Source organism: Oleiphilus sp. HI0132, from assembly GCF_001635845.1.
The window spans coordinates 1-11,694 of sequence record NZ_LWGJ01001219.1; the positions used below are offsets into that span (position 1 = coordinate 1).

An 11,694-nucleotide genomic window follows, 5' to 3' on the forward strand; every position below is an offset into this window, starting at 1 on the left:
TTTGATATGCTTGGCTCAGTTGCCGATCAGCAACCTTTAAAAGACTTAGATACAATACACAAAAACAAGCTTAGTGACGCGGAATTACACTCTCTAGACTCCGTGAATGTAATGCATACAAGGTCTAAAGAGCCACTTGAAGGCAGAGTAGGATCCAAGTTAAAGCCTAAGGTTATTGCAAAAGCAAATTTTGCAAAAGTGAAGCCGGCTAAGCCTCAATTTGCTGAGCCTGAAAGATCAAAAATTTCACCTCTGATTATACCTGCTGCATTTCCAAAGCTTGCGCCGGTTAAAACCAAGCCGAGTGTTAAAGAGTTATCTGAGCAGAACCTTAAAGTAAAGCAAAAGCTTGAAGTTAAGACCGAGCAAAAGACTGAACAAAAGCTTCAGACTAAGCTAGATAGAAAGACGGCCTTAGCGATTCTGGAGAAGAAAAAGTCAAAGTTGAGCGCGGCTCAGCTTTCCCGCTTGGAAGCGAAGCTTGGTCTTAAAGCCGAGCCCGAGCTTAAAACAAAGGTTAAGCAAGAAGTACTTGTTGAAACTGTCGACAAGCCAAAGGTATCCGTTTCTGCACCTGCACCCCTGAGTGATACCAAGGTAGACGCTAAAGTTCAGGCTAGGGAGGCTGTGACTACTGAAGTTTCTGAAATTGAAAAGATACATGAAAAAAGAACAGCTTTGGTTACGCCTGGTGAGCCTGGACAAGTTGGGCCGCCTTCATGGGCTCAAGATCGCTTCGAGTGTTTGATCTTTTCTGTAGCGGGTTTAAAGCTTGCGGTGCCTTTAGTTTCTCTCGGTGCAATCTATAAAATTGAAAAGGAGCTCACGCCAATTGTCGGCCGGGCAGATTATTTTATGGGCTTGTATAGACATTTGGATAGAAATGTCAGAGTAGTCGATACAGCTCAATGGGTCATGCCGGACCGTTGGAGCGAGGATGCTCGGGCCGGATATCAGTTCATTATTAGACTGGGTGGAAATAATTGGGGCTTAGCTTGCGACTCAGTTCACGAATCCATTCAGCTTGAACCTGATATGGTTAAATGGCGCAGTGAGCGTACGAGTCGAGCGTGGTTATCTGGTACGGTGATAGGGCATATGTGTGCTTTACTCGACGCAGACGTAATGAGCTTGATGCTAGAAGAGAAAGCTTCTGGCAATGGAAGCTCAATTTCTTGATAATTGTGTCACTATTTTCTGGCATAGATTGTGCGATGCTCTATATTTAGAAGATGATCTGTTAAGTTTTTGACGTGAGAGAGTAAAGCTTTGAAAACTTGGCGCGAATTATTGTCTTTTAGGAAATAGGTAAGGGGTCAACTAATGACATCAAACACTGGGCACAGTAGCCATGCTGCTGAAGATCCGATTCTGCAAAACGTCACTTTTCGCTTAGCAGACGAGACGTATGGTATTAACGTAATGCAGATTCAGGAAGTATTACGTTATACTGAAATTGCCCCCGTGCCAGGCGCACCTAACTATGTGTTGGGTATTATCAATCTGCGCGGTAATGTAGTAACGGTTATCGATACACGGGCTCGATTTGGTTTACCTAGTGCCGATGTAACTGACCATTCTCGTATCGTTGTTCTTGAAATTGATGGGCAGGTTATTGGTATTCTGGTCGACTCGGTTGCAGAGGTTGTTTATATTAAACACTCTGAAATGGAAACTGCGCCGAATGTCGGCAACGAAGAAAGTGCAAGATTTATACAGGGCGTTTGTAATAAGAACGGCGAACTGATTATCTTGGTTGAATTTGAGAAGATGCTATCTGAAGAAGAATGGTCTGAAATGGGCTCGTTCTAAACTCGATAGCCAATTTGTTTTTGGCCCTCAATGCTAATTGAGGGCTATGAGGAGTAGGCATGTCAATTTCTGTAGAGTTTGTTCCATTGGTTTCAGCGATACTCGTATGTTTGCTTGCGGTGTACGCTTTGGTAATCAAGCGTAGCATTACCTTATCAGAAAGGAGCACTGCTGATCTGGTCGATGAGCTATCAAAAGAAGTTCAGGGAATTAGCCATGGCTCAATGGGTGTTGGGCGTAAGGTTATTGCTCTGGAAAAGCGTGTCGAAGAGCTTGAAGCCATAATAGACGAAATGCAGAAAAATGACCCGACTAAAGTTTCTTACTCCGAAGCGTCACGTTTGGTGGAGTTGGGAGCGGGGATCGATGACCTAATGAATAGTTGTGGCATCTCTCGTCCAGAAGCAGAGCTTGTTAGTGCTCTCACCGAAAGTAAGCAAGATACTATTCCTACCCTTACTCCCACTAAGTAGCTTTAAGCCAGCCAATACTTAAATCAGTGTTCACATCGAGAGCATAGCTTGGGTGTGAACTAGTTATACATCATCAAATGCTTAAGCAACTGCAGAATATTCATTCATAGCTCTTATCGGCTGCACTACTTTACTCTTTTCTTTGTATAGTGAATGTTCAATATAGGCGTCAATTTCACACTCAGCTTCGGCATCTAAGGCGCCAAAGCGTAACTCAAGTTGAAAGGTATCTTTAGATAAGCGTCTAATACAGATTACATCTGCATTAATTTGAAGAAAGCTTTCTAATTTAAATGCGACTTCAACTTTAACCGGACACTTAGGTGATACCGAAGGTGTATTGGGTAGTAAGCGATGCAAGGTTTCTTGGTCACAGTTTAGGCATATGCCGTCACGAGAAATGGTTTTAATCGTTGCTCTCTCATGTACCCCTTGGCCTGATAAAACAGATGCTTCACTTGTTTTATAGCTTTGTGCATCGAGTGCAATCGGTGTGTGATAGATGAGTTGTCTTTTCATAATCTGTCTCAATAAGTCCTGCTAATTCATTGCTACTATTAAACTTATCTTTTACAAGAAAATTAACAAGGTGATCTTTGTATCACTTTGAAAGCTTATGCAACCATGTGAACCAAGTCCGCAATAAAATGCCTTTACTTCACAAAAATAAGGGGTAAATTAGTCTTCAAATTGAAAATCGGGTCAACATCTTGAAAATAATTCACTCCTCCGACTGGCATCTTGGTCAGTATTTCATGGGTAAAAGTCGCCAAAAAGAACATCAGGGTTTCCTTAATTGGCTGGTTGAGCAGGTTCTTGAGCATGAGGTTGACGCCGTTATTGTTGCCGGCGATATATTTGATACCGGGGCTCCACCTAGCTATGCTCGCGAACTTTATCACAAGTTTGTGATTGACTTTAGTGAAGCGACAAACAAGGCTGTGCCTCTCGTTATTGTTGCCGGAAATCATGATTCTGTCGCCATGCTTGAAGAAACCTCTGACTTGCTTGCACACTTCAACACGCATGTAATTTCTTCTGCAAACGAGAATACCTACGAGCAACAGCTATTGCCCGTGACAGGCGCTGCTGGAGAAATAAAGGGAATTATATGTGCCGTTCCATTTCTAAGAGCTAGAGACCTGGTTGGTAGTCACTCCGGTTCGACAGGGAAAGAAAAGCAACGAGATGTACAAGATGCGATAAAGCAGCACTATCAGGTGCTTTATAGTAAGGCACTGGGTTTAAGAGATGTTAATGATTCAAAGATCCCGATTATTATGACAGGGCACTTAACAGTCGTCGGCGCGCGCACAAGTGAATCGGTTAGGGATATTTATATCGGCACCTTGGAGGCGTTTTCAGCATCATCATTTCCCTCGGCAGATTACATTGCCCTGGGACATATCCATAAACAGCAGCAAATTAAGGGCAATGGCAATATCTACTATAGTGGTTCGCCAATTCCGCTTAGCTTTGACGAGCTAAACCAGAAAAAGTCAGTGCAAGTGGTAGAGTTTGATGAGGCTGGTGTGACGGTGGATGCCATAGATGTACCGGTTTTTCAGCAGCTGTACAAAATAAAAGGAAACCTCGAGGAGATTAGCACTAAACTTTCAGAGTTGAAGGGCGGTCGTGATGGCAGTGCTTATTGTTCAGAAAGCAATGGTGACCTTAGTGAGACTATTTGGCTTGAGGTAGAAGTTGAAGAACAGGATTATCTTGAAGACCTTCAGAAACGCATCGAAGAGTTAGTGGTCGATAGCAATATCGAAGTGCTTTGTTTGAAGCGCAGCAGAAATCGAAAAGGGTTAAGCCTGGTCGCCGAAAGTAGCGAACGTTTACAGGAGCTTAAAGCAAGCGAAGTCTTTGAAAAACGGCTGTCATTAGAGCCAGATGGAATCGATGATGCACTAAAAAGCCGTCTGCAACAGATGTTTAAAGAGGCGCTGCTACAAGCTGAGCAAGGAGACAAGCTCTAGAGCTGCAGTTATGAAAATACTAAGTATTCGCCTTAAGAACATCAACTCTCTACGAGGGGAGTGGTTTATTGACTTCACTCAGGAGCCTTTCGCAAGCAACGGTTTATTTGCAATCACTGGGCCTACTGGTGCCGGAAAATCTACGCTGTTAGATGCAATTTGCCTTGCCTTATACCACCAAACACCGCGTTTAAATGAACCATCACCTGCTGAGAAGGTAATGACTCGTCATTGTCACGAATGCATGTGTGAGGTGGAGTTCAGTGTTAAGGGTGACCAGGTTTTTCGCGCATTTTGGGAAGTAAGAAGGGCGCGAAGCAAAGCTGATGGAAAATTACAAAGCCCCAAAGTTGAGCTAGCACTACTCGGGGCCGGTGAGGAGGGGCGCGATAAAATTATTGCTGATAAGCTCCGCGACAAACTAGAACATATCGCCGAAATAACGGGCTTGGATTTTTCACGTTTTACAAAATCCATGCTTCTGGCTCAAGGTGGCTTTGCAGCCTTCCTCAATGCAAATTCGGGAGACCGGGCAGAACTTCTTGAAGAGTTAACGGGAACGGACATATACGGCAGAGTTTCTAGCGAGGTGTTTGAACGCTTTCGACAAGAAAAAGAGCGACACACGCTACTGACGGCCAAGTTGGAAGGTCTAGAGCAGACTAGTCCCGAGGAGCTTGAATTACTGTATGCTGAAGAACAGGCCCTCGAAGAAAAGCGTAAGACTGCTTTGCTTAAAAGAGGCGATATTCAGGCACAGGTTTCTCATATTGAAAAGCTTGAAAAATTGCAGGCGAGTAATAAGCAGTGTCGTTCAGCGCTCGATGCGCATGTTCAATATTGCGACAGTTTAGCACCCGAGTTTGCAAGGCTTGAAAGAGCCCTACCAGCGAGAGTGCTCTCACCATATTATGAACAATATCAGCGCGCTCAAGCTCAACAAAACCAATATGATAAAAACTTCCAGGAAATCAATGCCTCTTGTAGCTTAAAGCAAGAGGAATTCCACCTATTAGAAGGTAATTGTCAGCTTGCTAAAAATGAATACCAGGATGCTCAGAATACCCATGTAAGACTAGAAAACTTTCTAGTTGAGCAGCTGGTTCCTTTAGATCAAGGTATTACTTCCCAGCAGAAAAGCATATCAACCGCCGATGCCGAATTAGTTGAAATAGACGCCAGAAAAACTCAAACGCTAAAACAGCTGCAAGACTGTGCCAAGCAGATTAAAAATAGCCACGACATAACTAAGTCCGTGGGCGAGTGGCTGGAAAAGCATGAGTGGCTTAGAGGTGCGCAAACCCAGCTTGACGGGATTGCCACGCTATTCCAACAGTATAACCGGGTAAAAGAGCAAACGGTGTCTCTGGCAAAGCTGCTTGAAAGCGACAATGCAGTTAAGTTGGCGAAGGAAAAAGGCCTAAGAGAATTAAATTCGCAACTTGTTATCCGAGAGCAAGAGCATAAAAAACTCCTTAGTCGATCTTCGAGTGCAAAAACAGCACTAGATCGCTTTCTAGAAGAGCTTAATAAGCAGTTGAGTTTGGAAACGTTAGAGAATCTTATTCAACAGAATTCCCTTAGAAAGAATGCGGTAGCCGAGTGCAAGAGAATATTTGAGCAAGCGCAGGATCAAAAGCTTAGTTGTCGACAAATCCTGTCGTCTATCGAAAAACAAGATGCTTCGATAGCAAGCCTTGAGGCTGAGCTTGTTAGCCTTCGAACAGCCTATCAGCAAGCTAATAAGTATTTCTTGTCATTAAAAGAAAGAGTCTTGCTCGAAAACCGTATTGTCAGCTTAAGTGAGCACCGAGCACAATTAAAAGAAGGCGAAGCTTGCCCTTTGTGTGGTTCCGTGGATCATCCAATGTTAGATGGATATGGCGAGCTTGAGTCTTCGTCAACGAATGATGAGCTTCTTGCTCAAGAAAAAGTTGCTGAAGCGTTAAAAGAGCAGGGACTTGCCAAGAAGGAAGCCTTAATTCGTCAAGGTGCGGAACTTGAAGGGTTAAGAATAAGAGCAGAGGAGTCACTGAAAAAAGAGGCGGAAACCGAGCAGGTTTGGGCAACTTATGCTGCTCAAATTAATTGTAGTTTGCTTGTAGCAGATGAAGGTGTCCCTCAATTTTTAGAAGAAGTCTTAAGTGATATTGAAAATATAGACAATCAATATGAAAAATTATCGAACCTCCGTCGCGCACTAGAGGCCTGCCAGGAAGAAGAGAAAGTAGAACAGAATTTATTAGACGCTCTAATAAGAGATAAAGAGATACAAGAAACTGAGCATCGCTATATCAGCCAGCAGTGCCAAGATAAACAAGATCAAATCAATAGCTTATGCAGTAGTGAGCAGGAGCTAGATCAATCTTTACAAGAAAATCTGGCTAAGCTTAGTGGCCATGATGTCGTGATAAGCCCGGACTTAAGTGCTTTAGGCGAGTGGTTGGAGACAACCCGAAAGGAGTGTTCGCTGTATGACGACAAGGCAAAGCTACTTCAGACAGAGCTTGGATTAATTAGCGATATCGAAAAGCAACATGACCAATACAAAGCCGTATTGAGCGAGCTTAATTCCCAGTTTGCCGAGGCGAAACAGAAACAGCAGTCGTTCATGGAGCAGCTTGCTGTACAGAAGGCAGAGCGCAAACGTCTGTTCGGCGATAAAGATGTAAGTGCCGAGCGTGAGAAGTCGGCTCAAAATTGTGAAAAAAGGCTTCTGTCCTATCAGGGCTTGCAGGGGTCAATAGCTGAGATCGAGAGAAACTTATCGGCACTTCAGGGAAAGCAGCAGCAGCTCGAGCAGCAGAAGTTTGAACACAAAGATCAGTTGGATCGTCTTGCTCATGACTGGCAGCAGAGACTCGAGAATAGCGTGTTCGAAGACCTGCCCAGCTTTCAGCAGGCTCATCTTGATGACGTAGAGATCGAGAATTTGGTGTCTTTAAAAGAAGAAACACAAAAAACTAAAGCAACATTGGAGGCAGAGCTAAAAACTGCCCAGAGCCAGTTAAAAGAGTTACAAGCTAAAGATCTTCCTAATTTGTCACTCGAAGAGCTCAAAGCGCTACTTGATGGCCTGGAGAGTGAAGTAGAAGCTTGTAGTCAGAGGCAGGGTGAACTAACGCAGATACTTAAGACCAACGCAGAACAGAAACAAAAGCATGAAAACCTGATGCGAGAAATTGAAGCCCAGCGACAGTGCTACGATGATTGGAGTCACCTTAATAGTTTGATAGGCTCCAAAGATGGTAAACGTTTCAGAGTCTTTGCACAGGGCCTGACCTTAGATTATTTAATACAACTCGCAAACCAAAGGCTTGAGGGGCTACATGCCCGTTATTATCTGGTTAGAAGTGATATTCAAGGGCTGGAATTGCAGGTAGTCGATAAATGGCAAGCAGATTCGCATAGAGATACACGAACTCTATCTGGCGGTGAAAGCTTTTTGGTCAGCTTGGCGCTGGCCCTGGCTTTGTCTGACCTGGTTAGCTATAAAACTCAAATTGACAGTTTATTTCTCGATGAAGGTTTCGGTACGCTAGACCGTGCGACATTGGATATCGCACTAGATTCACTGGATCAGCTCAACTCTCAGGGTAAAATGATTGGCGTGATTAGTCATATAGATGCCTTGAAAGAGCGTATACCTGTTCAGATTGATATTAAAAAAATGAGCGGGCTTGGGTACAGCCGTTTGGATAAGGCTTATGAGATTAAAGGGCAAGCTGATTAAGGTAGGCAGCGGCCAAAGTGCTTTACTGAAACGTAAGCACCTTGGCTTGTTTTGGATTCCGCATTAGCGAGGGGTGAAACCCTCTGCCTAAGAGAAACGTTTTAAAACTCAGCGCTATGATAAACGTTTTGCACGTCATCCAGGTCGTTAAGCATATCTAAAAATGTTTCGAAGGTAGCAATATCGTCACCTGAAATTTCAGTCGTTGTTTGTGGAACAAACTGGATTTCATCAACTTTAAAGTCTACTTCCTTTTCACCGTTCTTGTTCTCTGTACCGAATGCTTCGTTAAGCGCTTGCTTTGCCTTGAAATAATCAGTGTTAGGTGCAAATATCGTGATTTCGCCGTTTTCACACTCGATATCACTGACATCAACATCGGCTTCCATTAAGGCTTCAAGCGCGGTGTCTTCATCTTCAGACTTGAATACGAAAATAGCACTGTGATCAAACATGTGACCAACGCTACCTTGGGCACCAATTTTACTCTTGGTTTTGGTAAAACACTGGCGCACATCACCGAAGGTACGGTTAGGGTTGTCCGTTAGGCAGTCAACAATTACCATGCAGTTTCCGGGGCCAAAACCTTCATAGCGAGCTGTCGCAAAGTCTTCGCCAGCACCACCTTTTGCCTTTTCAATCGCTTTTTCGATAACATGACCAGGAACCTGATCTTTCTTGGCGCGGTCAATCATTGACCTAAGTGAAAGGTTACCGTCCGGGTCGATACCACCAGACTTTGCGCACATATAAATCTCGCGGCCATACTTGCTGTATACCTTGGTTTTGGCGTCGGCGGTTTTTGCCATTGATTCTTTACGGTTTTGGTAAGCTCTACCCATTTTTTAAGGTCCCAAACTATTTTTAGAAATCGGAATACTGTTTTCAGAAACAGAATACTACCGTGATGTAAAAGGTTTAAAAAGTGTCACGCACAAAAAAAGCCGCAGAAGCGGCTTTTTTAGCTTAATCATGTTAAGCAGACCTTACTAACCGATGCTGAAAAGCTCGCCTAGCTTAGTTGCTAGCATCATGTCGCCTTCAGCACGTAGCTGACCAGCCATGAACGCTTGCATACCGTCAGTTTCGCCACTAACGATGCCTTTAAGAGTTTCAGTGTTCATGATCAAAGTAACTGAAGGATCATCGTGCTCACCAGCTGCTAGTTCGCATGTACCGTCAGCGATAGTTAGGCTGTAGTTGTCATCGTCTTCGATGTTGAATTGGAATACCAAGTCGATGCCGCTAGCTGCGTCAGCGTTGAAGTTTTCTTTTAGTGTCTCGAAAGTAGAAGCTACAGACATGAGAATACCCTTTTTATGTATCAATTATCGCTAAGCTACACGTGTATATGCATGAGGTTGAAGCTCAATAGTGCAAGGTAGCTAGCCTGAGTGTGAAGCGTATTGATTTTCACGGATGTCAAGATTAGTTACTCGAAAAACGCTTGTCAACTAATAAATCGAACGCTTGTTTGAATTATGGTGTGAAGGTGTAAATTAGTAGCCAACAATATCTGAACGAAACCCTTGTATTTGGCAATAATGGCCCAACAATGCAATGGTCATAATGTTTTCGTTATTTGTATATATCAAACCTGAGGATAAGCGCGTGGAATTTTTGACTGAGTACGGTGTCTTCTTGGCGCAGACAATTACAGTTGTTGCTGCCATTTTAATAGTGATGGCTGCAGCAAGCAGTGCAGCTCTAAAAAACAAGAAGCCTGAAAGCAAGGAAATGCTGATTGAAAAATTGAATGAAAAGTACGAGGAAATCAAAGATACGCTTGAAGAGTCGATGCTGAGTAAAGAAGCATTAAAAGACAAGAAAAAGCAGCTCAAGAAGCAAGAAAAGGAAAGTAAGGGGAAGTCAGACACTGAAGATAAAAAGAAGGTGTTTGTTCTAAGCTTCGAGGGTGATATTAAAGCTAGCGCTGTTGAGGGCTTCAGAGAAGCCGTTTCTGCGGCACTGTTGGTTGCACGTCCGGGTACCGATGAAATCGTGGTCAAGCTTGAAAGTCCTGGCGGTATGGTTCATTCCTATGGTTTGGCCTCTGCACAGCTAGATCGAATTAAGCAGAAGGGTATCAAACTGACAGCTTGCGTAGACAAGGTCGCTGCGAGTGGTGGTTACATGATGGCGTGCGTTGCAGATCAGATTATTGCTTCACCTTTCGCTATAATGGGTTCGATTGGTGTGGTGGCTCAGGTGCCTAACTTCAACAAGGTACTGAAGAAAAATGATATCGACTATGAGATCCTGACTGCTGGCAAGTACAAAAGAACCTTAACAATGTTTGGTGAAAATACTGACGAAGGAAGAGAGAAGTTTAAGTCGGACTTGGAGGATACTCACCAGTTATTTAAGTCCTACGTTTCAGAACGTCGTCCATCGGTTGATATTGAATCAGTTGCCAATGGTGATATCTGGTTTGGTTCTAAAGCCAAGGAAGTATCTTTAGTTGATGACTTGAAAACATCAGATGAATATATTTTAGAAGCCTGTCAGGACTCAGAGGTCTATTCCTTGGAATTCAAAGCAAAGAAAAGTTTGATGGATAAACTAGGCATGTCGGTAAGCTCAGGTATTGAACAGTCTGTTACCAAACTGCTTTCCGAGCTGAATATCTCTCGTGGTATGAAGTAATTAATTAAGTCGTTGATGGGGCGGGGTTGCGACTCTGGCCCCATTTTTATTTTGTGAATGTTTAAACAGGGGCCGCAATTTACCTGTAATTTCAAAGTGCGCAAGTTTGGTGCTCATTGAAGCTCTGTGTATCCATTATTTAGCCAGCTTATGGCACCCACTCAATGAGGCGAACAAAAGCTTCAATTATTTATCGTGAAACAAAGAACTTTAGAGCTATTCAGATATTGCTAGGGCACTTTAAAATTGACAGCACTATAAGGTATCTTGGGGTTGAAGTAGATGATGCGCTTGATCTTGCCGAACGAATTCAGGTGTAGAATTTCGTCAAAAGGCGGTTATTTACAATTTAAGTAACTTCCTTTTTATGCAATTTTTTAAAAGCCGGCATTAAGGGCTCATCAAAATAAGTAAATTAATTTTGGCTTTTAAATAAGACCTCGACTTTCAGTAATCGCTTATTAACTCTAGAGAGTTCCTATAACCAGCAATCAATATCCTGACCTCCTAAAATAGCCATTATTTCAACGACCGCACCATTAACACGGTAGTAAATATTATCGGAGCAATAAGAGCAGCGCCTATAACCTGGGCGAATATGGTCAACTGATTGGAAGAGATATGGGTTGATAGAAATTTTCTCGAACATATCGAAAAAACCATGGTAATAGGTATCTGCCTGAGCTTCTCCAAACTCGCTATATTCGTAAGCGTATATCCGCTTTAGGTCTTCTTTAGTATTCGAAGATATCTTAAATTCAAACATGCCTTACTTCAGTTCTGACTTGAATTCAGCCAGCATCTCAGATGCCATTTGATTTACAAAACCACTGGATTCTGCATCTTCAAGCTTTCTATTAATTGCTTCAGCCCTTCTCGCGCTGCGGATAAGATCGTTTATCAATTCACTTTTATTAGAGTAATCTTGAACATTATCTACATGATTTCGCAACCAAGAATCATTTTGCTCTGTTAACGTAATACTTTGTCTCGGCATTTTACACCTCCCTCGATACAAACCTGGTGTAATTATACACCAGGTTTGTAG

At 43.0% G+C, this 11,694-nt stretch carries 11 protein-coding genes and 1 pseudogene; 7 read left to right on the plus strand and 5 right to left on the minus strand.

Annotated features, from left to right (window positions below):
* From A3766_RS29130 to A3766_RS17810, 3 genes are all read left to right on the plus strand, one after another.
* The coding region (locus tag A3766_RS29130) for a CheW domain-containing protein (protein WP_082907147.1) at nucleotides 1-1,179 on the plus strand (1,179 nt) is incomplete at its 5' end.
* A 144-nt stretch (nucleotides 1,180-1,323) separates the two neighbouring features.
* A complete protein-coding gene (locus A3766_RS17805) occupies nucleotides 1,324-1,812 on the plus strand; it encodes a chemotaxis protein CheW (RefSeq protein WP_068506790.1) in 489 nt (162 codons plus the stop codon).
* Between the two features lie 59 nt (nucleotides 1,813-1,871).
* Entirely contained in the window at nucleotides 1,872-2,285 is a 414-nt protein-coding gene (locus tag A3766_RS17810) for a DUF2802 domain-containing protein (RefSeq protein ID WP_068513732.1), read from the plus strand.
* 81 nt (nucleotides 2,286-2,366) lie between these two features.
* On the opposite strand, the gene A3766_RS17815 is transcribed toward A3766_RS17810, so the two are convergent.
* On the minus strand, nucleotides 2,367-2,804 hold the full coding sequence (locus A3766_RS17815; protein WP_068513731.1) for a hypothetical protein: 438 nt from the start codon (nucleotides 2,802-2,804) through the stop codon (nucleotides 2,367-2,369).
* Between the two features lie 191 nt (nucleotides 2,805-2,995).
* Between A3766_RS17815 and sbcD the strand changes: the two genes are divergently transcribed.
* The gene (gene sbcD / locus A3766_RS17820; protein ID WP_068513726.1) at nucleotides 2,996-4,267 is read left to right on the plus strand and encodes an exonuclease subunit SbcD; all 1,272 of its coding nucleotides are present in this window, start codon (nucleotides 2,996-2,998) and stop codon (nucleotides 4,265-4,267) included.
* 10 nt (nucleotides 4,268-4,277) lie between these two features.
* Nucleotides 4,278-8,000, plus strand: a complete 3,723-nt coding sequence (locus tag A3766_RS17825; RefSeq protein ID WP_068513723.1) for an SbcC/MukB-like Walker B domain-containing protein — start codon at nucleotides 4,278-4,280, stop codon at nucleotides 7,998-8,000.
* A 101-nt stretch (nucleotides 8,001-8,101) separates the two neighbouring features.
* Here A3766_RS17825 and A3766_RS17830 read toward each other — a convergent pair whose 3' ends face one another.
* Together A3766_RS17830 and A3766_RS17835 are read right to left on the minus strand one after the other, a co-directional pair.
* The gene (locus A3766_RS17830) at nucleotides 8,102-8,842 is read right to left on the minus strand and encodes a YebC/PmpR family DNA-binding transcriptional regulator (RefSeq protein WP_068513720.1); all 741 of its coding nucleotides are present in this window, start codon (nucleotides 8,840-8,842) and stop codon (nucleotides 8,102-8,104) included.
* Between the two features lie 147 nt (nucleotides 8,843-8,989).
* Nucleotides 8,990-9,304 (minus strand): SCP2 sterol-binding domain-containing protein, encoded by a 315-nt coding sequence (locus A3766_RS17835; RefSeq protein WP_068507398.1) that lies wholly within the window; start codon nucleotides 9,302-9,304, stop codon nucleotides 8,990-8,992.
* A 307-nt stretch (nucleotides 9,305-9,611) separates the two neighbouring features.
* Between A3766_RS17835 and sohB the strand changes: the two genes are divergently transcribed.
* Together sohB and A3766_RS29135 are read left to right on the plus strand one after the other, a co-directional pair.
* Nucleotides 9,612-10,646, plus strand: coding sequence for a protease SohB (gene sohB / locus A3766_RS17840; protein ID WP_068512159.1), 1,035 nt, complete (start codon nucleotides 9,612-9,614; stop codon nucleotides 10,644-10,646).
* Nucleotides 10,647-10,795: 149 nt separating this feature from the next.
* Nucleotides 10,796-10,966: pseudogene (locus A3766_RS29135) on the plus strand (integrase); the annotation flags it as partial.
* A gap of 158 nt (nucleotides 10,967-11,124) precedes the next feature.
* On the opposite strand, the gene A3766_RS17845 reads toward A3766_RS29135, so the two are convergent.
* Both A3766_RS17845 and A3766_RS17850 read right to left on the minus strand, forming a co-directional pair.
* Entirely contained in the window at nucleotides 11,125-11,412 is a 288-nt protein-coding gene (locus A3766_RS17845; RefSeq protein ID WP_068512156.1) for a type II toxin-antitoxin system RelE/ParE family toxin, read from the minus strand.
* A 3-nt stretch (nucleotides 11,413-11,415) separates the two neighbouring features.
* Nucleotides 11,416-11,694, minus strand: a 279-nt coding sequence (locus A3766_RS17850) for a type II toxin-antitoxin system ParD family antitoxin (RefSeq protein WP_369808637.1), incomplete at its 5' end; no start/stop codon positions are given.

Bases quoted from the DNA above. Each gene is read 5' to 3' on its own strand.
- A3766_RS17815 (WP_068513731.1), bottom strand. From the start codon at position 2,804: ATGAAAAGACAACTCATCTATCACACACCGATTGCACTCGATGCACAA.
- A3766_RS17810 (WP_068513732.1), top strand. From the start codon at position 1,872: ATGTCAATTTCTGTAGAGTTTGTTCCATTGGTTTCAGCGATACTCGTA.
- A3766_RS17805 (WP_068506790.1), top strand. From the start codon at position 1,324: ATGACATCAAACACTGGGCACAGTAGCCATGCTGCTGAAGATCCGATT.
- A3766_RS17845 (WP_068512156.1), bottom strand. From the start codon at position 11,412: ATGTTTGAATTTAAGATATCTTCGAATACTAAAGAAGACCTAAAGCGG.
- A3766_RS17825 (WP_068513723.1), top strand. From the start codon at position 4,278: ATGAAAATACTAAGTATTCGCCTTAAGAACATCAACTCTCTACGAGGG.
- A3766_RS17835 (WP_068507398.1), bottom strand. From the start codon at position 9,304: ATGTCTGTAGCTTCTACTTTCGAGACACTAAAAGAAAACTTCAACGCT.
- A3766_RS17830 (WP_068513720.1), bottom strand. From the start codon at position 8,842: ATGGGTAGAGCTTACCAAAACCGTAAAGAATCAATGGCAAAAACCGCC.